Origin of the sequence: Enterobacter cloacae, assembly GCF_013375935.1 — a bacterium.
Classification (GTDB): Bacteria; Pseudomonadota; Gammaproteobacteria; order Enterobacterales; family Enterobacteriaceae; genus Enterobacter; species Enterobacter pasteurii.
Map to the genome: position 1 here is coordinate 4,598,324 of NZ_CP056117.1, position 25,475 is coordinate 4,623,798.

General features: G+C 56.6%; 24 protein-coding genes and 1 pseudogene. 11 read left to right on the forward strand and 14 right to left on the reverse strand.

Features of this window, described 5'->3' with window-relative positions:
- Positions 1-86: 86 nt before the first annotated feature.
- The 6 genes from HWQ14_RS21630 to HWQ14_RS21650 are packed head-to-tail and all read left to right on the forward strand — an operon-like array spanning position 87 to position 4,495.
- Positions 87-425 carry a DMT family transporter gene (locus HWQ14_RS21630; RefSeq protein WP_176610958.1) on the forward strand — a complete coding sequence of 113 codons (339 nt, stop codon included), beginning with the start codon at positions 87-89 and terminating at the stop codon, positions 423-425.
- Between the two features lie 14 nt (positions 426-439).
- Entirely contained in the window at positions 440-763 is a 324-nt protein-coding gene (locus tag HWQ14_RS21635; protein ID WP_176610959.1) for a DMT family transporter, read from the forward strand.
- Between the two features lie 13 nt (positions 764-776).
- Positions 777-3,158 carry a choline trimethylamine-lyase gene (cutC, locus tag HWQ14_RS21640; RefSeq protein ID WP_176610960.1) on the forward strand — a complete coding sequence of 794 codons (2,382 nt, stop codon included), beginning with the start codon at positions 777-779 and terminating at the stop codon, positions 3,156-3,158.
- On the forward strand, positions 3,121-4,080 hold the full coding sequence (locus tag HWQ14_RS21645) for a glycyl-radical enzyme activating protein (protein WP_176610961.1): 960 nt from the start codon (positions 3,121-3,123) through the stop codon (positions 4,078-4,080). Before cutC ends, HWQ14_RS21645 begins: the two co-directional genes overlap by 38 nt.
- A 13-nt stretch (positions 4,081-4,093) precedes the next feature.
- On the forward strand, positions 4,094-4,219 hold the full coding sequence (locus HWQ14_RS23440; protein WP_256122498.1) for a hypothetical protein: 126 nt from the start codon (positions 4,094-4,096) through the stop codon (positions 4,217-4,219).
- A 57-nt stretch (positions 4,220-4,276) separates the two neighbouring features.
- Positions 4,277-4,495, forward strand: a complete 219-nt coding sequence (locus tag HWQ14_RS21650) for a YgdI/YgdR family lipoprotein (RefSeq protein WP_148419344.1) — start codon at positions 4,277-4,279, stop codon at positions 4,493-4,495.
- 35 nt (positions 4,496-4,530) lie between these two features.
- Here HWQ14_RS21650 and HWQ14_RS21655 read toward each other — a convergent pair whose 3' ends face one another.
- The 5 genes from HWQ14_RS21655 to budA form a co-directional block, all read right to left on the reverse strand.
- On the reverse strand, positions 4,531-5,241 hold the full coding sequence (locus tag HWQ14_RS21655; protein ID WP_176610962.1) for a GNAT family N-acetyltransferase: 711 nt from the start codon (positions 5,239-5,241) through the stop codon (positions 4,531-4,533).
- A gap of 114 nt (positions 5,242-5,355) precedes the next feature.
- On the reverse strand, positions 5,356-5,829 hold the full coding sequence (locus tag HWQ14_RS21660) for a cold-shock protein (protein WP_176610963.1): 474 nt from the start codon (positions 5,827-5,829) through the stop codon (positions 5,356-5,358).
- 133 nt (positions 5,830-5,962) lie between these two features.
- On the reverse strand, positions 5,963-6,733 hold the full coding sequence (locus HWQ14_RS21665; protein WP_176610964.1) for a (S)-acetoin forming diacetyl reductase: 771 nt from the start codon (positions 6,731-6,733) through the stop codon (positions 5,963-5,965).
- Positions 6,734-6,753: 20 nt separating this feature from the next.
- Positions 6,754-8,433: an acetolactate synthase AlsS gene (alsS, locus tag HWQ14_RS21670; protein ID WP_274857458.1), complete on the reverse strand. Its 1,680-nt coding sequence runs from the start codon at positions 8,431-8,433 to the stop codon at positions 6,754-6,756.
- Positions 8,434-8,446: 13 nt separating this feature from the next.
- On the reverse strand, positions 8,447-9,226 hold the full coding sequence (gene budA, locus HWQ14_RS21675; protein ID WP_176611239.1) for an acetolactate decarboxylase: 780 nt from the start codon (positions 9,224-9,226) through the stop codon (positions 8,447-8,449).
- 105 nt (positions 9,227-9,331) lie between these two features.
- Here budA and HWQ14_RS21680 point away from each other — a divergent pair, with 105 nt between their 5' ends.
- Entirely contained in the window at positions 9,332-10,228 is an 897-nt protein-coding gene (locus HWQ14_RS21680) for a LysR family transcriptional regulator (RefSeq protein WP_148419348.1), read from the forward strand.
- Between the two features lie 227 nt (positions 10,229-10,455).
- On the opposite strand, the gene cspE is transcribed toward HWQ14_RS21680, so the two are convergent.
- Positions 10,456-10,668: a transcription antiterminator/RNA stability regulator CspE gene (gene cspE / locus HWQ14_RS21685; RefSeq protein WP_022647355.1), complete on the reverse strand. Its 213-nt coding sequence runs from the start codon at positions 10,666-10,668 to the stop codon at positions 10,456-10,458.
- A gap of 702 nt (positions 10,669-11,370) precedes the next feature.
- Here cspE and HWQ14_RS21690 point away from each other — a divergent pair.
- From HWQ14_RS21690 to HWQ14_RS21700, 3 genes and pseudogenes are all read left to right on the forward strand, one after another.
- On the forward strand, positions 11,371-11,826 hold the full coding sequence (locus tag HWQ14_RS21690; protein ID WP_176610966.1) for a hypothetical protein: 456 nt from the start codon (positions 11,371-11,373) through the stop codon (positions 11,824-11,826).
- A 246-nt stretch (positions 11,827-12,072) separates the two neighbouring features.
- Positions 12,073-12,483, forward strand: a complete 411-nt coding sequence (locus tag HWQ14_RS21695; protein WP_176610967.1) for a GNAT family N-acetyltransferase — start codon at positions 12,073-12,075, stop codon at positions 12,481-12,483.
- Between the two features lie 151 nt (positions 12,484-12,634).
- Positions 12,635-13,057: pseudogene (locus tag HWQ14_RS21700) on the forward strand (helix-turn-helix domain-containing protein).
- A gap of 21 nt (positions 13,058-13,078) precedes the next feature.
- Here the strand turns inward: HWQ14_RS21700 and HWQ14_RS21705 are convergent.
- The 6 genes from HWQ14_RS21705 to HWQ14_RS21730 form a co-directional block, all read right to left on the reverse strand.
- Positions 13,079-13,465: a hypothetical protein gene (locus HWQ14_RS21705; protein ID WP_176610968.1), complete on the reverse strand. Its 387-nt coding sequence runs from the start codon at positions 13,463-13,465 to the stop codon at positions 13,079-13,081.
- Positions 13,466-13,624: 159 nt separating this feature from the next.
- Positions 13,625-14,209: a hypothetical protein gene (locus tag HWQ14_RS21710; protein ID WP_176610969.1), complete on the reverse strand. Its 585-nt coding sequence runs from the start codon at positions 14,207-14,209 to the stop codon at positions 13,625-13,627.
- A gap of 103 nt (positions 14,210-14,312) precedes the next feature.
- Positions 14,313-14,663, reverse strand: a complete 351-nt coding sequence (locus HWQ14_RS21715; RefSeq protein WP_176610970.1) for a DUF7716 domain-containing protein — start codon at positions 14,661-14,663, stop codon at positions 14,313-14,315.
- 151 nt (positions 14,664-14,814) lie between these two features.
- A complete protein-coding gene (locus HWQ14_RS21720) occupies positions 14,815-15,372 on the reverse strand; it encodes an imm11 family protein (protein ID WP_176610971.1) in 558 nt (185 codons plus the stop codon).
- Positions 15,373-15,374: 2 nt separating this feature from the next.
- Positions 15,375-19,562, reverse strand: a complete 4,188-nt coding sequence (locus HWQ14_RS21725) for an RHS repeat-associated core domain-containing protein (protein WP_176610972.1) — start codon at positions 19,560-19,562, stop codon at positions 15,375-15,377.
- 17 nt (positions 19,563-19,579) lie between these two features.
- Positions 19,580-20,017 carry a DcrB-related protein gene (locus HWQ14_RS21730; RefSeq protein ID WP_176610973.1) on the reverse strand — a complete coding sequence of 146 codons (438 nt, stop codon included), beginning with the start codon at positions 20,015-20,017 and terminating at the stop codon, positions 19,580-19,582.
- A 130-nt stretch (positions 20,018-20,147) separates the two neighbouring features.
- Here HWQ14_RS21730 and HWQ14_RS21735 point away from each other — a divergent pair, with 130 nt between their 5' ends.
- A complete protein-coding gene (locus tag HWQ14_RS21735; RefSeq protein WP_176610974.1) occupies positions 20,148-21,269 on the forward strand; it encodes a YbdK family carboxylate-amine ligase in 1,122 nt (373 codons plus the stop codon).
- Here HWQ14_RS21735 and HWQ14_RS21740 read toward each other — a convergent pair.
- Both HWQ14_RS21740 and HWQ14_RS21745 read right to left on the reverse strand, forming a co-directional pair.
- Complete coding sequence (locus tag HWQ14_RS21740; protein ID WP_176610975.1) at positions 21,220-24,354, reverse strand: efflux RND transporter permease subunit; 3,135 nt, start codon at positions 24,352-24,354, stop codon at positions 21,220-21,222. The genes HWQ14_RS21735 and HWQ14_RS21740 overlap by 50 nt on opposite strands.
- A gap of 9 nt (positions 24,355-24,363) precedes the next feature.
- A complete protein-coding gene (locus tag HWQ14_RS21745) occupies positions 24,364-25,428 on the reverse strand; it encodes an efflux RND transporter periplasmic adaptor subunit (protein WP_176610976.1) in 1,065 nt (354 codons plus the stop codon).
- Between the last annotated feature and the right edge of the window lie 47 nt (positions 25,429-25,475).

The window sequence follows — 25,475 nt, forward strand, 5'->3', positions numbered from 1 at the left end:
GTGAAACAGTTCAGTCGAGCGGCTGTTCCGCATTTTTACACCAGTAAACACGCTTATATTTTATTTAACAGTGTGAGATTTATTTAATGACGTTAACGAAAAGCGCTGCTGCCCTGCTGGCTGCAGTATCCATTGAAGTTATCGCCACAACCTTATTATCGTTATCAAACAGTTTTCAGCGCCCCGTAGTGGGGTTATCTGCGGTAATAAGCTACGGCGTAAGTTATTATTTTTTATCGATTGCATTACGCCGGATTCATATCGGCGTGGCCTATGCCATCTGGTCAGCGGTCGGTTTATTCAGCATTACCGCTATACAATACCGCTGTTTTGACTATACGGTGTCCCAGAGGGCATGGGTGGGCCTGGGGATGGTCATCGCGGGAACCATTATTCTGAACCTGGCGATCAAGCAAAACAAATAACACTGTAATTAAAAATGTATATTATTCTGAACTGCCTTTTCTGGCTGATTATTTCCGTCACAATGGAAGTCACCGGCACGCTATTACTCCCGGAGACCAGACATTTTAAAAATATTCCATTAACCATTCACTGCATGGCTTGCTACGCTATTTCTTTTTATTCTCTGTCAATGCTTATGGGATATATTTCACCTGTCGTCGCCTATTCCGTCTGGGCGGGGCTGGGGATTGTGATGATAACCGTGATGAGCGGCATTTTTTATCATTTAAAAAGCAGCATTCTGGAAAAGATCGGGATTGGCTGCATCGTGACCGGGCTGGCGATCGTCGCCTTTTAACAGGAGAAACGGCATGACGACGGAGATGCTTTCACTGCGCGTGGTTCAACTTCGTGACGCCTACCTTCAGGCAAAACCTTTCGTCTCGGCGCATCGGGCCGTGAGCGTAACCCGGGTCTATAAAGACAATCCGGGAATGAACAACAGCCTGCTCAGGGCGCTGGCCTTTCAGCGTGCCTGTGAGACTGCGCCGCTGCATGTGGCGCAGAATGAACTTATCGTCAGCCATCCTGCTGGCGGCGCACGCGGGGGAGAAGTTTCGCCAGAAATCAGCTGGCGCTGGCTGGCGGAAGAGCTGGAGACCCTTCCCACGCGGGCGCAGGATCCCTATCAGATTGATGAGGAAACAAAGCGTCTGCTTCGCAAAGAGGTATTCCCCTACTGGCAGGGGCGCTCCCTTGATGAAATGGCGCAAACGCGGCTCAAGACCCACGGGCTGTGGGAGTGGTGTCATGACGACGGCATCTGCGACGTCACGATCAAAACCCAAAACGGCGGCGGCGATTCCTGTCCGGGTTATGACACTATCTTGCTGACCAGAGGGATAAAGGGGATCCGCGAGGAGGCGGCATCGCGGCTTCTCGCGCTCGATCCCGCTACGCCCGAGGGCTGTGATGCCTTCAATTTTTACAGCGCCATTCTGCACACCTGCGACGGCGTGGTGACCTATGCCCGGCGTTATGCGCACTATCTGAATGCGCTTGCGGAAAAGGAAGGCGATCCGCTGCGTCGCGATGAGCTGCTGCATCTGGCCGGGATATGCCGCCGGGTGCCGGAGCAGCCGCCGCAGCATTTCCACGATGCGCTGCAGGCTATCTGGTTCGTACACTCCCTGTTTATGCTGGAAGAGAACCAGACCGGCATATCCCTCGGCCGCGTCGATCAGTACCTCTGGCCGCTGCTGGCGCGCGATCTGAACGACGGCACGCTCAATCTTCAGCAGGCTGAGGAACTCCTCTGCTGCTGGCTGATAAAAATGGCCGAAACCCTGTGGATTTGCAGCGAATCGACGGCAATGTATTTTGCTGGCTACCAGCCGTTTATCAATCTCGTGGTTGGCGGCCAGAAGCGCGAAGGTGGCGATGCGACCAACCCGCTGACGCTGGCGATCATGGATTGTTCAGCGCGTTTAAAAATCTACCAGCCGGGTTTAGCGGTACGTATACATAACCAGTCCCCTCAGCCGTTTTTGCGCAAAGTGGTCGACGTGGTACGCAGCGGCATAGGTTTTCCGGCCTGCCATTTCGACGATGCGCATATCCGCATGATGCTGCACAAAGGGTTTAGCTATGAAGATGCCCGGGACTACTGCCTGATGGGCTGCGTCGAGCCGCAAAAATCAGGAAAAATGTACCAGTGGACGTCGGTAGGCTATACCACCTTTACCGCGGCTATCGAGCTGGCTCTGCATAACGGCCAAAACCAAAACGGGAAGCCGTGCGGCCCCGCCACGGGCGACGTGTCCCGGTTCAGTCGTTATGAAGACGTTGAATCCGCGGTCCGGGCCCAGCTCTCCGCTATCGTCAGAAACGCCGCGCAGGCGACGCTTATCGTCCAGAAGCTGCATGCAGAGCATGCCAGAAAACCGCTGATGTCATGCTTTATTGAAGGGTGTATCGCCACAGCAAAAGACGTCACTCAGGGAGGCGCACGCCTCAACGCAGGGCCAGGCCTCATCTGGACCGGGCTTGCCGACTGCGTAAATTCGCTAATGGCCATCAAAACGCTGGTTTTCGACACCGCCCGCTTCACGCTGCGGCAGCTCGTGGAGGCGCTCGACCACAATTTTGTCGGCTATGACGACATACTGACCGCCTGTCAGCGAGCGCCGAAATATGGCAACGATATTCGTGAGGTGGATGAAATCGCCCGCGAGCTGGTGCGTTTTCTCGAGCAGGAGCACCGCCGCTACCGGATGCTGTATGCGCCGTTTGCGTTTGGCACGCTCTCTATTTCAAACAACACCCCGTTCGGGCTTATCACCGGCGCGCTGCCCTCTGGCCGGCTGGCGGGTAAACCGCTGGCCGATGGCATCAGCCCGGCCCAGCAAACGGATTACCTCGGCCCGACTGCCATCATCAACTCCGTGAGCCGGATCAACGTCGAGGAGATGGATATTGGCATGGTGCATAACATCAAGCTTATGTACGGGATGCTGGAGACGCCTGAAGGCCAGAACAGCCTGATCCACCTGCTGCGCACGGCGAGCATTCTGGGCAATGCCCAGCTCCAGTTCAGCTACGTGGACGACGAGACGTTGAGAAAGGCGCAAAAGCACCCCGCAGACTATCGCAACCTGATGATCCGGGTGGCGGGCTACAGCGCCTTTTTCGTTGAATTAAGTAAAGAGGTCCAGGATGAGATCATCAGCAGAACCACGCAGCGGCACTTCTGAACAGACGTACGGCTGGATCTCAAACATTCAGCGGTTTTCGCTACATGACGGGCCGGGCATCCGCAGCATTATCTTCTTAAAAGGCTGCCGGATGCGCTGTGCCTGGTGCGCTAACCCGGAAGGGCAAACCACCGGCCGGGATGTTTTCTACCATGCCGACCGCTGCCTGCATTGTGGCAAATGTGCTGACCTGTGCCCGACGAGGCTGCACGGCATGGACCACAGCGTGCATGTTCTTGAACGCGACCGCAGATGCGCGGGCTGTCGGTTATGCGAAGCGCGCTGTCCTGCCGCCGCGCTCAATATTGTCGGAGAGCATGTTAGCGCGGATACCGCCTTTGAAAGGGTCATGGCTGATGAAGTCTGGTTCCGCCAGTCCGGAGGCGGCGTCACGCTCAGCGGCGGCGAGGTGGCGATGCAGCCTGAATTTGCGCGCGTTTTAGTTGAGCGGCTCAAAGCGGAGGACATTCATACCGCAATTGAAACCGCGGGCTACGCTTCCTGGCACGCTATTCATCAGGCAACGTCAGGCTGCGATCTGATCCTGTACGATTTAAAAAGCGCGGAGGATGCGCTGCACGTCCGTTATACCGGCGTCAGCAATAAGACGATTGTGCGCAATCTTGCGCGGCTATTACAGGGCGGGCAACAGATTATTATCCGTATTCCCGTGATCCCCTATTTTAACGATGCCCCGGATCGGGCCGATAAATTACTGTCGCTGATCTCCGCGCTAACTAAGGGAAGAGAAAACTTTCAGGGGGTGGAATTACTCCCCTATCACCGTTTCGGTACGGGAAAATATAAATTACTCAACAGGGAGTACGGCTGGAACACAGGTACAGCTAATGTCGATAACTTCTTATCGATTGCACATCACTATCGCCTGCCGGTAAAGGTGTCGGGTACGCTCGCAGGTTAATGGAGAGAAAATCATGTCTACGAAACCAGATGAAGTCTCTGAAGCGGGCGTTACGCCCCTCGAACGTCGCGTTGTTATCGTGACGCTCCTGTTTATGTTTTTGATATATGCAGCGTTACTGATATCTCCCTGGTTGTGAAGTGAATTTCAGTAACCTTATTCGGCCATTGTGGTCTTTTTAATTACAGGCATTAAGATGAAAAAAGTAGTAGCAGTAATAAGTCTCGCATTTATGACCCTGACGGTTGCAGGGTGCTCCAGCGACTATGTTTTACAAAAGAAAAATGGTGAAATGATTATCACCCACGGAAAACCGGAAGTGGATGAAGACAACGGCTTAATTACTTACGAAGATATCGCGGGCAATGAACATGCCATCAACCGCGATCAAATTAGTCAGATGATCGAGAAATAACGTACAGGGGCAGAGCGGCTACAGTGCCCTCTGCCCTATACCTCTTTCCGCTGGCGAAATGCCTCAATCCGCCGGACCTGCCGCCCTTCCCCGTCGAAATTATCCGCCGCCAGCCAGGCACGCAGTTCCGCATCCCTTTGCGGCCACTCGCCGTCGATAATGGAGAGCATATCGCTGTCGCGATTGCGTCCTTTACGCACCAGCTTCTGGCGCAGGCGCCCTTCCCAGACAAACCCCAGCCGCTCCGCCGCCCTGCGCGAGGCAACGTTCATCGAATCGCACTTCCACTCCAGCCGACGATATTTATGCTCAAAGGCATTTTTCAGCAGCAGCCACACCGCTTCGGTGCCGATGCGGGAGCCTTTCATCCTGCGCGACCAGGTGACGTGGCCGATTTCCACCGAGCCCTGAAAGCGCTCTATCGCCATATAGCAGAACAGCCCTACCGCCTTTTCGGTACGTAAATCCATCACTGCAAAGGGCACCAGATCGTCATCCATCACCTTGCCAAGCACCCAGTGCGCGGTGGCTTCTACGCTTTCAGGCCGGGAGCTGGCAAGCCACGTCCAGTCGCTGTCGTCCCCCAGCGCGTAGGCTTCGTATAAATCAGCCGAATGGCGATCCGCATCCAGCGGCTCCAGACGGCAATACTGACCGGCGAGCGGGGTGCGGGTTAAGGCCCTGGCGCATTTCCAGTCCGGGACGATATCGTTAACGGTTTGACCATGTTGATTGATTTCGGGCACGGCGGAGACTCCCTGATCCCTGAAAGGTAAGGAGTGAGTTATAGCAGGTTAAAAAGCGGACGAAAAGGAAGAACGTGCGGGCCGGGTAAGGCGTCGTCGCTACCCGGCACAAGGTTACTTCAGCAGTTTTACCGTAGCGTCGATGTCGATTTCATCTTCGGTAAAGATCATCGTCGTGTTCTGGAAGGTGGTGATTGCCAGCTTCTTCACCGTGCGCATTTCGCCCGGTTTTTTCTCGGTTTTCGGCTTGATGCTGTTCATCAGCAGCCCCACCGACAGCACCGCGTTCTCTTTGTCGATTTTAGCATCCACGGGCTCTTCTTCGCTGAACACCACGAAGGATTTGATCGAGGTGAGCTTCACGCGCTCGCCCGCAATATAGAGGTGCTTACTCTCCGGGATCACCTTCACCGCATAGGCGGAAAGGCCTTTGCTGTTGGTGGTGGGCTCGAAGGTCACCGCGGCATCTTTCTTAATCAGATCGGGGTTGGCGACCTTAATCACATGAAAATAGCGGTTGTCGCCGTTTTCATCTTTGATAAATCCAAAGCCTTTATCTTTAAACCACGTTGTGATTGTACCGTTCATCGCTGTTACCGCCTGTCAGATCTCAAGACTAAAGTTTTGCAGCGCGCAGTGTAATCCACAATGGCTGACGAGACAAAAAAAAGCCCCTGCACGGGGGCAGGGGAAAGTTCATGTCAGAGCTTATCGTTATTTTTTAGTTAAATACCATCCCGCCGTCAATCAGCAGAGACTGGCCGGTCATGTAGTCAGAGTCTGGCCCGGCAAGGTAAGACACGCAGGCAGCCACGTCTTCCGGTTCGGACAGGCGGCCAAGGGTAATGCGTTTGGCAAAGGTTTCGGTCCCGTAGCCGAGCGGTTTACCCGCCGCTTCGGAGACCTGACGGTCGATCTCTTCCCACATCGGCGTTTTAACGATGCCGGGGCAGTAGGCGTTAACGGTGATCCCCAGCGGCGCGAGGTCGCGCGCGGCGGTCTGGGTTAAGCCGCGCACCGCGAACTTGCTGGAGCTGTACACCGCCAGCTCAGGGTTACCGGTGTGGCCCGCCTGGGAGCAGGCGTTGATGATCTTGCCGCCGTGCCCCTCTTTGCGGAACGCGTCGATCGCGGCCTGCATGCCCCAGATCACCCCCTTCACGTTGATGTTATAGACCTTGTCGACAATCTCCGGGGTGATGGATTCGATCGGCGTGGACGGTGCCACCCCGGCGTTATTGACGATAACGTTGAAGCCGCCCAGCGCGGTGCGGGCTTTCTCGACCGCCGCAAACACCTGGTCGCGGTCAGACACGTCCACCTTCACGGCGACGGCCCTGCCGCCGTTGCGGGTGATTTCATCCGCGACCGCTTTCGCCGTCTCTTCGTTATAATCCGCGATGGCGACGGCAAAGCCGTCCTTCACCAGACGAAGCGCGATCGCTTTCCCAATCCCCTGGCCGGAGCCGGTTACGAGAGCCACTTTTTGCATTTCTCTGTCCTTATATTGATTCACAAAATCTGGCTGAGATGGAGCTGGCCCATCAGCAGCGGGTTATCGCTGTAGTCGACGGGAATGGCCACCACGGCCGGGCCATCGACATCCATTGCCGCGCGCAGCGTCGGCTCGAGCGCAGCCGCGCTCTCCACAGCAAAGCCCTTCGCGCCGAACGCGTCGGCATAGGCCTTGAAATCAACCGGGCCAAACTCCACGCCGGAAAGACGCTGGTATTTTTTCTCTTCCTGAATTGCCACCATGTTATAGGCGTTGTCCACCCAGATGATGTGCAGGATATTGGCGTTGAGGCGCACGGCGGTTTCCAGCTCCATGCTCGACTGTAAAAAGCCGCCGTCCCCGGATACTGAGACCACCTTGCGCCCCGGGTTAACCAGCCACGCGCCAATGGCCCACGGCAGCGCCACGCCCATGGTCTGCTGACCGTTGGAGATCATCACCTGACGCGCGCGGAAGCTGTAGAGGTAGCGGGCGATCCAGATGTGGAAGCTGCCCATATCGACGGTGAGCGTTACGTCGTTATTTACGATGTCCTGCATGGCGCGCACGATGCGCAGCGGATGCAGGGCAAACTGGTTGAGCGACGCGCCGCGGCGGTCGAGCAGATCCCGCTGATGCTGGCGATCGACCAGAATTTCCGAGGCGCGCTGGCTCAGCTCAAGCTTGCGATCGATGCGGCTGGCGAGCAGGTTCAGCGTGGCGGCAATATCCCCTACCAGCTCCAGGTCAGGAACATAGTTGCGCTCCTCATAGGCGGGCAGCACGTCAATATGCACCAGCGTGGCATCGCCGCTGTTCCACATGGACGGCTCGTACTCCACCGGGCTGTAGCCGATGCAGATAATCAGGTCCGCCAGATGCAGCAGCCGGTCGCCCGCCTGGTTGTTAAAGAGACCGACGCGCCCGGCGAAGCGGGTGAAGTGCTCCTGGTTCACCGCCCCGGCAGCCTGATAGGTGCTGGTGACCGGAATACGGCTTTTCTCCAGCAGCTTGTGCAGCGCGGCGCTGTTGGCGGGCTGGCTGGCCATCAGGCCAAGCAAAATAACCGGATTTTTGGCCTTTTCGATAAGCTTCGCCACGTCGTTAATGGCCGACTCCGGTGCCGGGCCCATCAGCGCCGCGCTGCTGGCGGGCAAAATCGCCCCCGTGGTGGGCTGGTCGACAATGTCCTGCGGCAGGCTGACGAACGCCCCGCCCGGCCTGCCCTGCTCGGCGGCGCGAAACGCGTTGGAGACCACCTCGGCAATCGCGTCCGGAGAGTTAACCTCCACGGCATACTTCGTCACCGGGCTGAACATGGCGACGGTGTCCATGCTCTGGTGCACCAGCTTCGCCTTATCCGCCCGCTTCACCGCCCCGCCCAGGGCCACCACCGGGTCGCCTTCGCTGTTGGCGGTGGCGATGCCGGTGATCAGGTTTGAACAGCCCGGCCCGGAGGTGACCAGCGCGACCCCGGCCTTGCCGGTTAGCCGCCCTACCGCTGCCGCCATAAACGCCGCGTTCGCCTCGTGGCGCACCGGGATGATTTCAATGGACGAGTCCAGCAGGGAGTCGAATACCTTGTCGATTTTCGCACCCGGGATCCCGAACACCTGCTTCACGCCCTGCGCTTCCAGCTGGCCGACAACCATATCGGCGCCGTGCGCCCACTGACGTGACTGTTTATCACTGTTCACGGTAGTTCTCCTGTTAGTTTTCGACGGAACGGATCGCTGCATCAAGATTGCTGGGGTGAAGGTTGGCCTGTAAAAACGCGCTGTCGGCGGGCAGGTCAATCATCAGCTTGTGTATTTCACCGAAGGTGAGCACCCCGCTCTCCAGCTGGTAGTCGAGCAGATGTCCCCCGCCCTGGCGGTCGTCGGTAATGAAGTGTTCGTGGTAGCCCGCCACGTTAATGCCCTGCATATGCTGCGGGGTGCGGAACCCGACCAGCACCCCTTCGCGCTGGTTAAAGCGGAACACCGGCTGGTCGTCCAGCACGTCGGTCATCGCGCGGTACGGCGGCGTCTGGCGCGGTACGGTGCGGGTATGGGCGTGGCGGAAGTTGCCGTCAATGCGCAGCGCGCAGAACAGGTTATCGGAGGGGATCTGCTTGTCGATCGCGTCGTGGATCTGCTGGCGGCTGACCGGCGTACTGAAGGTGATACGATACTGCGGCTGGAACCAGGTCATCACCGCGAACGGCGTTTTCTGCTCCGGCTTCGCGGCCCGGGCGCTGCCGTCGGCGCGCAGCTGGTACACCTGGCTGCTGAAGGCAATCATTTCGCCGTCCAGCTCGTTAAACGTGCCGAGCCCAAAATCACCGTGTGCCAGCAGATCGGCGATGGTGGTCTCCCCTTCGTACACGCCGCTTAGCAGGGCGCTCATTAGCGATGTCTGATAGATCACGCTGTCAGGATGACGGGCGGAGAACCCGCGCAGGGTCTCGCATAAGCTCGCCTCACAGTCGCATGCGGATGAATGCATCATCATGCTCGTCCTCTTCAACTTTATTTATAAAGGTTAAATAAATGTTGACCCGATTCAGCAGAGAGTTCCAATATAGAATCCATGCTGGTTTGAGACGTTTTAGATATGGAACTTCGTTATCTGCGCTATTTTGTCGCGGTTGCACGCGAGCGACACTTCACCAGGGCGGCCAAAGCGCTGGGTATTTCACAGCCTCCACTGAGCCAGCAGATCAAACGGCTTGAGGAGGAAGTGGGCACGCCGCTGTTCAGACGCCTGACGCGGGGCGTGGAGCTGACAGAAGCGGGAGAAGCCTTCTACGAGGACGCCTGCAAGATCCTGGCGCTGAGCGACGCCGCGCTGGAGAAAGCCCGCGGTATCGCGCGCGGGCTGAACGGCAGCCTGTCGATTGGCATCACCAGCTCCGACGCCTTTCATCCCAAAATTTTCGCGCTGATCCGCCAGTATCAGGTGCAGAACATGGCGGTGCAGGTTCACCAGGTGGAAGCCAATATGTCCTCGCTGACGACGATGCTGGCGGAGGGTGAGCTGGATATCGCCTTCGTGCGCCTGCCGTGCGAGAGCAGCAAGGTGTTCGAGCTAAAAATACTCGACCGGGAGCCGATGGTGGTGGCGCTGCATCGCGACCATCCGCTGGCGGCGCGCGGCGATCTGGCGCTGGATGAGCTTAAGGATACGCCGGTAGTGCTGTTCCCGCAGGAGGTCGCGCCGGGGCTGTACGACCGCGTCTACGGCAGCTGCGAGCGGGCCGGAATTGATATGCAACATACGCTGCAATCCTCACAGCTCTCCTCTTCCCTGAGCATGGTTTCCGCCGGCGGCGGCTTCGCGCTGGTGCCACAGTCGATGGCGGCCATTTCTCCGCCGAATGTCACCTACCACGCGCTGAGCTCACCGGAGCTTTATACCGATATCGCGCTCTGCTGGCGGCGCTTTGAACGCTCGCGGACGGTGAAGCGGTTTCTGGCGATGATGAGCGAGGGGGAACGGGAGCAGGGATGAACCATTTCAGAAACTGCGGATTGTATTGATACTAAAATTATTGCGAAGCGGGTTTTGAGGCTGAATTGGAAGGGAATATGGGCAGGCTGCTATATACAACTCAGGTGCCATTACCCTTTAAAAATAAATAACCCACACAGGTGCGGGTTATTTTTTGTCAGTACAGCTTAACTGCTCGGACTATTGTCTTCATCGCTATCGTACGCCACACTGATATTTAGCGCAGGTTACAGTGGAGAAACGTTTCCAGCTGCAGGACCTTTTGCGCCATTCTCAATGGTAAAGGAAACTTTCTGACCTTCATCAAGCGTTTTGAAGTTGTCGCTCTGAATTGCAGAGAAATGTACGAATACATCTTTGCTGCCGTCGTCAGGGGTGATAAAGCCAAAACCTTTATCTGCGTTGAACCATTTTACTAAACCAGTCATTTTATTAGACATAGATAAATCCTTAATTTATGAGCCACATAAGCGCGGCGATGATAGCCTGTATTTCGAGAGTTACTTATTTGGCACTTAGGAGGAGGCTCACGAAGAAGGAGTATCTACTGATAACACCTGAACTGAGGACTGCTTTACTAAAACTGCTTTCATAAGGTCTGTATTCCAAACCGATGACGTTATTAAGACACAGCGAAATTTATTGCGCAATGATTATTATTATTTATTTTAACCATTTAAACGCCCGGATGGCTGGTCGCGGTGCCAGACATCGTTCTGGCTTGAGGTCTACCATGTACTACAAAATGGCTACGCTTTCATTGTGCCGGGAGTTTGGGCTGGTTTGTTCACAGGCGGGAAAATCCTCCCGCGCGACGCAGACGTTATTAGAAGGGTTGCTAAAAATGAAAAGGTCTGCGTAAAACGTAACCGCAGTGCAACTGTGTCCGGCGGCGCTGCGCCTGCGCGGGCCTACGGGTCGTATCGCGGTAGTTTTGTAGGCCGGGTCAGGCGTAGTCGCCACACGGCAATGCCCTTCTGGAAGCCGCCTCGCAAACCTGCAAGCAACCTTCTGTAATTCAGGGTTATCCCTTTTCATCTCTTCTTCTCGGTCGTACAGTGCCTGCGTTGCGGCACATCCGTAACCGGGCGTAGGAACCCGTTAGCATAACATGACATTTTTTTGCACAACGAGGATGCTAAATGGCTACTACACCTAACTTTTCTTATGCGCTCTCTGAAGAAAGCGCTGTTCATCACCTCATAAATACTTCAATTTCCGATTTTGCGGATCTTTTCGAGCTGGCTGATACCTGCGCCGCGTATGTCAACGTACTGGTGGAAACTGACGACACAGTGACGTTTACCACGCTCTGTGAGCGATTGCTGGCTGCGCTGAAGCGGCTGCGTGAATGCTGTGACTCAGAGCTTCCGTCGTATCTTGTTGAGCAGTTGATTGCAGGGGAAAAGATTACCTCCTGCGTGCCGGACTGCTGGCAGGAAACGGCGTTGCAGGTGGACTATGCCGTGGCGTTAACGCTGGCGGTGATGAGCGGGACGTTGCCTGCGAACGTGGCGAAAGAACTCACCGGACTGCTGCATGATATGGTCTGGCTGTTAGCGGAGTTTGTGAAGGAGCCTTATATTCCGGCGCACTGAGGCGGGTGATGGTAGGCCGGGGTTCTGCTGGGTAAAAAGCAGGATTTCGGCCTTACGCAAAATGCAATGTTGTTTGTTGAATGACTGTTGCTGCTAAAAGCGAAAAGCGGAGCATATTTGCGCAGCCAAGGCGCCAGAACGATTTCTTTATAGCCGAGATATGTTGTCATTAATGCCGCCAGCAGACTTTATTAGGGCATTATTTATGTTAATTTCAATTGTCTCTACTACTGCTTAGGTTAAAATATGCATTCAAACTATGAAGTGATTAACACAGTTCCTCTTCCAGAAGATTTTTGCCGTTTACGCATCATCGCCGGGTTAACTCCTCGACCTCTTGAATCGGCAAAACGCGCGCTTCCTGCAAGCTGTTACGGAGTACACATTGTGTGTGCCGGAAATGTTGTAGGGATGGGGCGCATTGTTGGCGATGGTGCCCTGAACTTCGAGATCGTTGATATTGCTGTTGACCCGGAGCATCAGGGAAAAGGCTTGGGACGAGAAATAATGCAAAACTTAATGTTATGGTTTAAACAGCATGTGTCAGCTGGTGCCTATATTACCCTGATAGCCGATGTTCCCGCGCTATATGAAAAATTTGGCTTTAAGAACGTTCGGCCTGAAAGCGAAGGCATGGCTCTGATCTGGGGATTATAGAAGTAATCCCGTTCTCTTTATTATACGCACGGCACTTAATAGCTATGTCCGCACATGGCACAAGGCGGACATATCTTTCACAGTCACCTAATAAAGTGTTCGCACTCATTAAATGAGCACCGTCATCACGATCATATGAAAACTACATTCTATCAATGTTTCGATACTGTCAACTCATCCGTCGCGTCAAGATTACGAGGATGCTCTGGGGTTGGTGGCGTATCTGATTGAGCATGACCCAGATAACCCGCTGGTAGAGATGCTCACTGCGAAAATCGATGAATACGAAAACGAGTTTTCGGAGTTTGCAGAATTTAACGCGCGAGTAGCCAGCATTCCGTCAGGCGTTGCGTTATTGCGAACGCTGATGGATCAGTACCAACTCACACAGAGCGATTTCTAAAATGAGATAGGCAAGAAGTCTCTGGTGAGTCGAATGCTCAACGGACAGCGCACGTTAACGCTGGATCATATGCGCGCGCTGGCGAAGCGTTTTGGCGTGTCGGTGAGTGCATTTGTGGGGAATTTATTAGGATGTAATTTTCTGTGCAGCATCATTTTAAGGATAAATTGATCTTATCTGGGATCGGTATATTCATGCTTTGTTTATGCGTCTATTCACTATGTCATTCACATAATGTTCAATCGAAATATTGTGCTCCCGATTAATCTGAGTAATGAATGCGCTAAGATGCTCTTGCGATGCAAAAAGGGTAGTGGCAATGAGGTTATCAAAATCGTTCTGAGAAAATCGTTTATATCCCTTCAACGTCGAGCGTTGGAGCAAAGTGTGTGCGGTCACTTCCAGAATGGCTCGTCGGTAATGATCGGACAGCAGGACATCAAGATCTGTCTGACGAATATAAAACTCGAAATGAAAGCTGACAAATCCCGATTCGACAGGTAGTGAATAAATTAGTTTATCACCTAATTGCTCGACGTAAGGTTCATATCCTTCTCCCATTACTCGCGTAGTCTGCATATAACCTCTCTACTTTCATGTATTAGATTCATTCCACTTGAATAAATATACAGCATTACTCTTTAAAATCTTGCTTAAAATAACTGTAAGAATCACAGAGCACATCACCTAGCTAAAAATAACATTTTCGCCGTACTGGTTTACTTTGAAAGAAAATAATTACCCATAAAAATAATTATAAAACGCATTGAAATTTTCATTACCGATAAGTGGTACAATCCTTTCCCGCAGCTCATCAATGAAATTACCTTTTACTTCGTCATTATCATCTGCTATGTCAAAGATATCGTAGTGACCATATACCAAATCAATAAGCTCCGCTAAAGAAAATATGAATTCAGAGAGACTATCAGCTATCTTAAATGGCTCAATAACATCATAACTTGCATAAACATAGGAACTCCCTTCAACGATAACCGCAATTATAGGTTTACCTCCGCCTAAATCATTACCAATAACAAGATAATTATCTGGTAAGTATTCGTAACCACTTTGAGCCTTCAAGAGTTCACTGACTGAGTGAAGTTTAATTGGCGTGAAGCCTGTTTCAATCTTTAACTTTTCAGGATTATAATTTTTATATAAAAATCCCAACTCTGTCGAACGAGGTAAGTTGGACGGGAAGGTTTTATCCAAGTCATTGACTGCATTGAAACTCCCGGGCAGCGAGTATTTATTACATATAGCAATGAGTTTTTTTAATGCTTTTTCAATCTCATTCACCATTGTCTCATACGCATCCATAAAAATAGCCTTCAGTCATAACCCATTAACTTAGCATAATATTTCCAGAATGCATTATCTTCTGACAAGCTAAGTAAATCAATTTTTAATTAATCTCTCGCTCTTAAAAACAAAGCTCTATGAAGTTATCGTTCTCAAGATAAAAATTTAAACCTGATATGAAATCTTCTACAGATGGTTTTTCTCTTTGGATAGAGATATTATGTAATACATCTATAAATTGTTCTCCATAGAAAAAAAGCTCTAGCGAATTTCCGACAACAAAATCAGGGTATACTTCCTCATCGTCATCACTAATGACAGGATAGCTTTCCAAATAACAAACAAGATCTACTTTTGCAGATAACTCATATTCTTTTGTATACACACAAAAATTATCTAATGTATTCCCACCCATAATTTTATATATTAAGTCATCTAAACCATACGCTTTTCTGTATTCTAACCGACTCATACGCACAATCCTTGAGGCTTATCTTTCATACTTTGCAAAGCAAGTAGTTAATGTTAAGTTCATATATTCCACTGAACTGTAATTTAAATGATTTTTATAATCCGGGAAATTATTCCCCGGACCATTTTGACTAATTGAAATCTTACTCCTATTAATAAATAGGATCAGCAAAGTCTATTCCTTTTACGTCATTCTTAGAAAGGAACTCTTTAAATTCATTTGAAATAATTATGCAAGATTTATACTCACTACATCTTGCCATACTAAAATCTTCAATAACATTTTCTTTGAAGACTACTTTACTAAACTTCCTTGGACCATTAGGTAAATAACTTAATATAGGTTGGCTTTCAGAAGCTTCCATATCGATGCATGAAACCTCTCTTAGTATATTAATTATTTTATACCCTTGATATTTTTTTTCATTTACAGATACAGTTGCATCAATAAGTTGAACATCAGTCCGAAAAACATCGTGACAAGAAATTAGCGATGCTAGTCTGGGTGATATGAATATAGGCCCATCACTATAATAGAAATCATATGTAAGCAGTGCCTTCTCACTCACCTTAGATTTTAATGTAAATAAATACCCCTCGTTAGTCTCAATTGATTTACATTGGGAAAAAGCACTTCCAGATATATCAGAGTGCTGGTATTCAAACCAATAACTATTGGGGTAATCAGAAGCAATTCGTAGCTCATACATACTTAGCACCTCGCTTTTCTAACCGAGTTTTTGTTAAGAATAGTTTTACCACCGCGTAAATCGGCACGTTCATTTTTTATGATTTCACTAACAGCCTGTTTATACTCTGATTGTTTCCAGCCGTTTTCCTTCCCGTATTCATATATAGCATCCATCTGGTCACCTATATTTTTTGTATAAACAGGGTGAGACCCACTATGGATTGTTCTTGTCGGATGGTAATCAGCTGACTTAGGTAAATAAATAACATTTTTAATATCATGGATATTAAAATCAGCCGCTTTTATTAATTCATGACCTTTTAACTGTTGTGGAATAATATGATGCTTTTGGAAACCAGTAATACTCGGCATCGTGTTATAGGTCAGCAATCCAAGCGGATCAATCCACCCCAACGGATTCGGCGCATACTGATAAAGATTCCACCCGCCATTCAGACCAATCGGATCCTGCACAATAAACCGCCCGACCTGCGGGTCGTAGTAGCGGAACAGGTTATAGTGCAGTCCCGTTTCACCGTCAGCGTACTGCCCGGCATAGCGAAGCGGCTGGTGTGCCATCGCCGTGCGGTTCACAAGCCTTGAGAACCCTTCGCTCTGATGGCGCACCTCGCCAAAGCTGCCGTACTGGCCGCTCCAGCGCACCGCGCCGCGCTCGTCGGTCACCTCCAGCGGCGCGCCGTTCAGGTCGGTACTGAACCAGTAAATCTCACCGCTGCTCTGGTCATGAAGATGGTCCACACGCGCCAGCGGGCTCCAGGCCTCATTCGGGTCGTAGATATAGGTGCTGCACGGCCCGGTATCCTGCTGCTCCTGCAGCAGGCGATAGCCCTGCCACAGGAAGCGGGTGTTGGTGGTGCCGTGCGCGGTGGTGACGGTTTTGCGCGTGCGGCGGCCCAGCGCGTCGTAGTGGTAGCGCGCCTCAAACCGCCCTTCCGGCCCGGTTCCCCGGGCGGACACCAGCCGGTTCTCGGCGTCATACGCATAATGCTGCTCGTACAGCCCGATGCGGCGGCTGACCAGGTTGCCCCAGGAGTCGTATTTCATGAACAGCGCCTGCCAGTGCTGCAGGCGGTTATCCGTGACTGGCGCGGCATCGTCACTGGCGGCGAGGTTATCCGCCGCGTCATAGCTGAACTGCGCGCGGCTGTAGCCCTGTCGCGCCTCGTAGTGCTTCAGCAGACGCCCTTCGGCGTCGTAGCCGTAGTCCACCTCTCCGCGCAGGGTGTCGCTGACGCCGGAAAGCTCGCCGCGCGCGGTGTAGCGGTACAGGCGTTCCAGTAGCGCCTGCTCCGGCAGGGTCACGTCCGTGCTCAGTTCGCTGCGCTGCAGGGTGCGTCTGCCGAGGCTGTCATACTGACGAAGCTGCTCGCGCGCGCCCTGGGTGCGGCGCACCTCGCGGTGCAGGCGGTCGCGGGTGAACTCGGTCACCAGCTGCTGCCCGAAGCGGATGGCGCTGACGTGGCCGGAGCCGTAGTGCAGCCAGGCCAGCTTTTGCCCGCCGGGCAGCGTCAGGCCGGTCAGGTTGCTCAGGGCATCCCATTCATAGCCCACCGCGCCGTTAATGCCGGACTCGCTCAGCACGCGTCCGGCGTCGTCGTGGCGGTAAGCGATCTCATCGCTTTCAATCCCCAGGGCAACGCCTTCGGCGGTTGGCGTGCGGCGGATGCGGGTAATCTGGCCGCTCGGGTCGCGGAAATAATGGTACTCCGCGTGGCGCTGGGTACGCCCAATCAGCAGCCCGCTGTCGTCATAGCGGAACTGCTGGACGCGACGGGCAATGCCGCCGTCGGCGGCAGGCCGGCCGTTTTCTTCGAGCGCGCAGAGGAACCCTCGCGCGTCCCACTGCATATGGCGCACGGTCTCGTCCGGGCGCGTTTCGCTGAGCGGGCGGCCCACGGCGTCATAGGTGAAGCGGTATTCCGCCCCGTTGCCGTTATCGAGCCGCAGCAGGTTGCCGCGCGGGTCGTAGCGCCACTGGCGCATGCGGCCGATACGGTCGGTGAGGCTGACAGGGAGGCCGAGCGCGTTATAGGCCCAGCTCACCTCGCTTTCCAGCGGGTCGCGCCAGCCCGTGAGCTGGCCGCGTTCGTTCCACACCAGCGACTCGCGGCTGCCGTCCGGGTGGATCACGGCGCTGAGCAGCCCGGCACGGCTCCACTCCCGGCGCGTGATATTCCCTTCCGCATCTTCGCTTTCAACCAGCTGCCCGAAGCGGTCGTAGGTGAAGCGGGTCACGCTGCCGGAGCAGTCGGTGCGCTGCGTCAGCAGCCCCTGGTGGTTCCAGACCAGGCGCACCACGCCGCCGGTGGCGTCGGTGATGCTCTCAGGCAGGTTTTCTTCATCGTCGGGATAGCCATACGCGGTGGTGCTACCGACCGGATCCGTTTCCGACAGCAGGCGACCGCGAAGGTCGTACATGGCCTGCGATGAGGTGCCGTCCGGGTAGACCGTGCGGGTGATGCGGTCGGTCAGGCGATGCCAGTGATACTCCGTGCGGCGGCCCGCCGGGTCCGTCTCGCTGGTCATGCGGCCGTACTTGTCCCACGTGCTGCGGCGCATCGCGCCGCCGGGCAGAATGACGTCGCAGAGCTCGCCGTCGCGGTAGACAAACGTCGTCTGGCGGCCGTCGTAATCCGTGAAGCGCGCGACGTTATCGTCGTCGTCCACCAGCCAGTGCGCCTGCGCGCCGTCTTCCCGGGTCGCGCGGCGGGTGCCGTTATCAAAATCGTATTCGAACGTCAGCCGTTCGCCGCCGCTGTGGCGGAAGCCGACCACGCGCGGCAGGCCGTCGATCTCCTGCCAGCGGTATTCGCTCAGCAGGCCGTTGGCGTCCTCGTGGGCGCTCATCAGCCCGTCCTGCCAGCTGAAGCGTCGGCGCACGCTACCGCCCCGGCCGGTCACGGAGACCAGCTGGCGCTGTTCATCATAAGCGTAACTGACCAGGCAGATCTCGTCATCCAGCCAGGCGCCGAGGAGCCTGTCACGGTCGTAGCGGCAGACCACGCGCTGGCCAGCGCTGTCGGTCAGGGCATGCAGGGTATTATCCGCATTCCACTCGAAGAGAATATCGTTGCCGCAGGGTTCGGAGATGCGCTGGAGCAGCGACGGGGCATCATCCCGCAGCGGCGCATAGTGCCAGCGCTCGCCGCTGACGTCATACACCGACCAGCTGTCGTCCTGGTGATGTTCAAGCCAGTTTTTTTCGCTCTCGCAGTAGGTGCGCATGCCTTTCGGCACTTTCGGGAAGGCGACGTAATCGCCGGACGGCGCGCGCCACACCAGGCCGTCCTGATAGGGCTCCAGGCGGCTTTCCCAGAACAGGCTCCAGCCGCGGCCCAGCACGCTGTCGCCGGGGTTGCCGCTGCGCCAGTAGCGCTGCCAGCGCACCGGAAGGCGCGAAGGCAGTACGAAGTCCAGCTCATCATCCCCGCTGAGAAACTTCTGCCCGCTGACGATATCCACCGGGCGGGCGATGATCCCCGCGGCCGCCACGCCGGTCATCAGCGTACCGGCACGGCAGGCGATGCGGGCCAGCTTATTGATGCCGGGGATTTTGCCCAGCAGCTTAGAGAGTGCCCCGACTTTGCCGGCCGCTCCGCCCCAGCCGCCGAGAAGCCCGGCGAACAGCAGGGTCAGATCGGAAACCTTATAGAGCCACTCGGGCACTTCAGACTGAATGGGCAGGGTTTGCTGCGGATCGCCGCCGATAATAACGTTGTCCGAACCGGTCATCACCTTCGCGTCGCAGGTGGTGCGATCCCCGATGCGGGACGCAGGCTGGCTGTTAATGGAGACTCGCTTAGAGCCTTCGGCCATCTGCTGCGAGCCGTCGTCAGAACAGTCGACGGTGCTATCGGTGGCAAGGGCGGCGGGTTTACCGTTGATAAACACGTTGGGCGAGCCGGAGGTGATGACGCCTTTCTTCGTCATGCTGGACGCCCCGGCGTCGGCTATGCTGTCCCGGGCGGCGGTCGCCAGCTCCCCGGTGTAATAGCCCACGGCGAGGCTCGCGCCAACGAGCAGGACGCCCACGCCAAGACAGGAGACGCCGAGACCCGCAATAAACATGGCCCCCGCCAGAATGCCCCCGGCGGCGGCAATCAGGCCACCGACAATCGTTCCGGCAATCATCCCGGCCAGCGCACCGGAGTGCCCGATATCATCATCAACGCGTGCAGCTTCAAACATAACGACTATCCCTGATGTTAATCGTGGAGGCGAAAGCTCCTGAGAAGATCGCCCAGCAGCGCGCCGTCAGCATCGCTCAGCGCACGTGCGCAGGTCATGGTGAAAACCAGAACGTTATCGCCCCCGGTATTAAACACGGCCTGCTGCTGCCAGATGCGCTTCGCGTCGCGCAGGTAGCTGGCGTGGACGATTTCGCCCTGTGAAAGGCTTTCGCCAAGCGTAGCGGCGCGGCGCTCACCCTGCTTCCAGCCTTTAAGATGTTTTGCCATCAGGGCGAGCTGGCGATCGATATACGCGGCAAGCGCTTCGCCGGGGTTGAGGGCATCGCGGGAGATGTTGAACGCGGGCGCATCCCCGGCAGGCAGAGCGAAAACGTTGACGGTACGATCCTGATAGCCATCAGGGAGGCTGATAAGCCCTTCATTTATATGGTACTTCGGAGATGATTCTGACATTGAGCGGGTCCCACCACATTTTTCAGAAGCAGCAAGTTTCTCATATGTGTTTGATACTGACTATCCCCCTGAAAAGAGAGAGCCGCGTCCGTTGTCTATACTCAACACACAACAGACAACGGAGTGCGCCATGCCCTTACCCGATTTCAAATCCTCTGAACCCTACACGCTCGGCATCGAGCTTGAGCTTCAGGTCGTCAACCCGCCGGGCTACGACCTGAGTCAGGACTCTTCCGCGCTGATCGCTGCCGTTAAAGACGACATTAAAGGCGGCGAGGTCAAACACGACATCACCGAAAGCATGCTCGAAATCGCCACCGGCGTGTGCCAGAACATCGACCAGGCGGCGGCGCAGCTCTCGGGGATACAGCAGAGCATCCTGCGCGCGGCGTCCGAGCAGCATATTCAGATTTGCGGCGGCGGAACCCACCCGTTCCAGAAGTGGCAGCGTCAGGAGGTGTGTGACGATGAGCGCTATAACGTCACGCTGGAGCGCTTTGGCTATCTGATTTTACAGGCGACGGTGTTCGGCCAGCACGTGCACGTGGGGTGCCGAAACGGGGACGACGCCATTTATCTGCTGCACGGCCTGTCGCGCTTCGTGCCGCACTTTATCGCCCTCGCCGCGTCCTCCCCCTACATGCAGGGCACGGACACGAAGTTCTCCTCGTCGCGTCTTAACATCTTCTCCGGGTTCCCGGACAACGGCCAGATGCCGTGGGTCAACGGCTGGCAGGAGTTCGAAGGACTTTTCCGCCGCCTGAGTTCCACCAGCATGATCGACAGCATTAAGGATCTGCACTGGGACATCCGCCCCAGCCCGCACTTCGGCACCGTGGAGGTGCGGGTGATGGATACGCCGCTGACGCTCGGTCACGCTATTAATATCGCCGGGCTGATCCAGGCCACCTCGCACTGGCTGCTGACCGCGCGGCCGTATAAGCATCAGGAGCGGGATTTTCTGCTGTACCGCTTTAACCGTTTTCAGGCGTGCCGCTACGGGCTGGAGGGGATCCTGACGGACGTGCATACGGGCGAGCATAAAACCGTCGCGGAAGACATTGCGTGGCTGCTGGAGCAGGTTGCGCCGTCGGCCGAGAAGCTCGGCGCAACGAGCGCGATTAAGGAAATTGCCCTGCTGTTAAAGCAGGGCAAGAGCGAGGCGCAGCGCATGCGCGACTTTATCGCCGACGGCGGCTCGCTTATTTCTCTGGTTCAGAAGCACAGCGAGCTGTGGGCGACGAGTCCGTAAGGGCGTGCCCCCACTCGCGCAGGCGCTGGAACAGCACGAACAGCGTGGGGATGAAGAGGATCCCCACCACGGTCGCCACCAGCATGCCGCTGAACACCGTGGTGCCGATGATGCGGCGGCTCTGGGCACCGGCTCCGGTTGCCAGCATCATCGGCAGGACGCCGATAATGAACGACACGGCGGTCATCATCACCGCGCGAAAGCGGCGCGACGCCCCTTCCCGCGCGGCATCAACGATCGCCATCCCGTCCATTCGCTGCGCGCGTGCAAACTCCACGATCAGGATCGCGTTCTTGGCGGCAAGGGCTATCAGCAGCACCAGGCCAATCTGCACGTACACGTCATTGGCGTAGCCGGCGATCCACAGCCAGACCAGCGCCCCGCCGATGGCGAACAGCACCGAGAGCATCACGCTCGCCGGGAGCGTCCAGCTCTCGTACTGGGCGACGAGGAACAGCCACGCCATCACCACCGCCGCCAGCACGATCCATATCGCCTGATTGCCGGTCTGCTGCTCCTGATATGACATGCCGCTCCAGGCATAGTCATAACCCGCGGGCAGGCTCTGCGCCAGAATCTCGCCCATCGCCGCCATCGCGGTGCTGCTGCTCACCCCTTGGGCTGCCGAGCCGCTCACCGATACCGACGGGAACTGGTTGTACTGCTGGATAAAGGGCGCGCCAACGGTCGGCGTGATGGTGACGAGGTTGCTCAGGCGCACCCGCTCGCCGCTGTTGCCGCGCACGAACAGCTCGCTGATTTGCTCGGCGCGCTCGCGCCACTGCATCTCGTTTTGCATCACCACGTGGTAGACGCGGTTGTTGACGCTGAAATCCCCGGCGCGCGTGCCGCCAAAGGCGGTTTGCAGGCTGCTGAAGATGCGGGACACCGGCACGTCGAGGCGGGCCGCGCGCTCGCGGTCAACGGTCAGCGTCAGCTGCGGCACGTTGCTGCTCCAGGTGGTGAAGACGCGGCTCAGCTGCGGGTGCTGGTTGGCTTTCGCCAGCACTTCACGCGTCACGCGCTCCAGCTCCGCCGGGCTCTGCCCCGCCTGCGCCTGCATGCGCAGGTCGAAGCCGGAGGCGTTGCCCAGCCCCGGCAGCGTCGGCGGCGCGAAGGTCATGATGGTCGCTTCTGGCAGGGCCAGCAGCTGGCGCTGAAGGGTGCCCATCACCTCGTCCAGCGGCGGACGCTCGCTCCAGTCCTTCAGCATGATGGAGATAAACCCGCCGTTGGAGGCGCTGGTGCCGTTGAGGATGTTAAACCCGGACACCTGAATCACGTCTTCAACCGCCGGATTTTTGGCGATCAGCTCGCGCGCGGTGGTCATCACCGCCTCGGTACGCTCCAGCGACGCCGCTTCCGGCAGCTGGACGCTGGCGAAGAAGTAGCCCTGGTCCTCCTGCGGCAGGAAGCCTTTTGGCATAGACGTAAAGCTGAACGCCACCACGGCGGCCGCGCCCGCGGTGGCCAGCAGCGCCAGCCACGGGCGCTGGTTGAACATCGTTACGATGCGGGTGTAGGCGCCGCGCGTGGCGTCCAGCCCCCGGTTGAACCCGCGGAAAATCGCCGCAGGCTTCGCCGGGCGCGGGCGCAGCAGCATGGCGCACAGCGCGGGCGTTAACGTCAGCGCCACGAGGCTTGAAAGCGTCACGGCGGTGGAGAGCGTTACCGCAAACTGGCGGTACAGCTCGCCGACGATCCCCGGCAGCAGCGCCACCGGCACAAACACCGCCAGCAGCACCAGCGTCGTCGCAATCACCGGCCCGGCAATCTGGCGCAGCGCCAGGGCGGTGGCCGCCGTGCGGCTCTGCCCTTCCGCCATCAGCGTTTCGACACTCTCCACCACCACGATGGCGTCATCCACCACCATGGTCAGCGCCAGAATAATGGCAAACAGGCTGAGGGTGTTGGCGGAGTAGCCCAGCGTGTAGAGCACCGCAAAGGTGCCCACCAGCGACACCGGAATGGCGAGGGCGACAATCAGCGTTGCCCGCCAGCTTTGCAGGAACAGGGAAACCACGACGACCACCGCCAGCATCGTCAGCGCCAGGGAGACGCCGATCTCTTTGATGGTGGCGGCGACAAAGGTGGTGGTGTCGAACTTCACCTCATACGCCAGGTCGTCCGGGAAGCGCGTCGAGAGGCGCTCCAGCTCCGCGCGCACCGCGTCGGCGACGCGCAGGGCGTTGGCGGACGGGGTCGGATAGATGCCAAGATAGGCGGAGTCATGCCCGTTCAGCTGCGCGCCGGAACTGTAGCTGCGCGAGCCGAGCTCGATGGTGGCGATATCCTTCAGGCGCACCAGCTGGCCCATCTCCCCCGCGCGGATAATAATGTCGGCAAACTCTTCGGCCTGGTTCAGTCGCCCCAGCCCGTTGATGGTCAGGGTCTGCTGCTGGCCGTTGAACACCGGCGGCGTGCCGACCTGGCCCGCCGCGCCCTGCACGTTCTGCTCGCGCAGCGCCTGCGCCACGTCGTCGGTCGTGACGTTCAGGGCGTTCATGCGGTCCGGGCGCAGCCAGATGCGCATGCTGTAGTCGCGCGCGCCAAACATCTGTACCTGCCCGACGCCCGGCAGGCGAGACAGCGCCTCGCGCACCTGGGTGCTGGCGTAGTTGCTGACGAACAGCGGCGTGTGGGTGTTGTTCGGTGAGTAAAGACTTACCCCCATCATCAGGTTGGTGGCGCGCTTGCGTACCTGCACGCCGTTTTGCTGCGCCTCGGCGGGCAGCTGCGCCAGGGCCTGCGCCACGCGGTTTTGCACGTCGATGGCGGCGAGATCCGGGTCGGTACCCGCCGCGAAGGTGATGTTCAGGCTGTAAGTGCCTTCATCAGCGCTGGTGGACTCCATGTAAAGCATGTGGTCCACGCCGTTAAGCTGGGTCTCCAGCGGCGTGGCGATGGCTTCCGCCACGTCAGCCGAGCTGGCCCCCGGCCAGCTGGCAGAGACGTTGACCACCGGCGGCGTGATCTGCGGATACTGCTCCACCGGAATAATTTTCAGCGCGATGGCCCCCAGCAGGGTAATGACCAGCGCAATCACCATCGCGAAGCGCGGGCGTTTGATGAAAAACGTCAGCATGATGGCTCCTTAATTCAGTATCTGGACGGCAGCGCCGGGCTGTACGCGCTGCGCGCCGTCAGCAATCGCTCGCTCACCGGGCTTCACGCCGGAGGCGATCTGGACCTGCTGGCCAATCTGCCCGGCAATTTTCAGCGGACGCATTTCGGCTTTGCCGTCGGCGTTAACCACCCAGGCAAAGAACCCGTCGCCGTTCTGCTGGACCGCGGCGGCTGGCAGGGTCAGCACGGGCTGTTTGCTGACGGGTCGCAGAAACACATTCGCATTGCCGCCGGGCAGCAGCTGATGGCGCGGGTTGGCGAACTCGGCGCGCAGCATCACGCTGGCGGTGCGCGGGTCGATGCGGTTATCCACCGACGTCAGCTCGCCGCTGATGCGCTCGCCGTTGCTGTCAATAACGGCCTGCCAGGCCTGTTTCATGGCGCCGATATCCGCATGCTGTCCGGCTTTGGTGGCAAACGCGCCCTCTTCCAGCGCAAAGGCGATGCGGATGGGATCGAGCTGAACTACCTCCACCAGCACGCCGCTTGCGGGGTTGACCAGGCTACCGACGTGGAAGCTGCTGTGCCCCACGCGGCCGTCAATCGGTGAGGTGATGCGCGTGTAGTTAAGGGTGACGTTGCGGGTCTCCAGCCGGGCTTTCGCCTGCTCGAGCGCGGCGCTGGCAACGTCGCGCTGCATGCGGGCGTTGTCCACGTCGTGGCGGCTGATGGCGTTGCTGCTGCCCAGGCTTTCAAAGCGGGAAAGCTGCTGCTGCGCCTGACGCAGCGTGGCTTCGGCGCTTCTTACCTCGGCCTGCGCCAGACGCACGGCGGCGCGCGGCTCGGCGTCGTCCAGCTCAAACAGCACGTCACCTTTTTTGACGTACTGCCCGTCGCGGAAGTTGATTTTAGTTATCACGCCTTCCGTGCGCGCGCGCAGCTCAACGGTGTGGATGGCTTCGATGCGGCCCGGGATCTGGCGCCCGGCGGCGTGGTCGATCTGCTCCACGGTGGCAACGCGAACGGGGATGGCGGCGGCAAATGCGGGCTGCAGGGTAGCGACGAGGAGTGCGAACAGGAGCGGGAGTTTCATGGGAGTACCTCAGTATTGTCCCCTCACCCTAACCCTCTCCCCAAAGG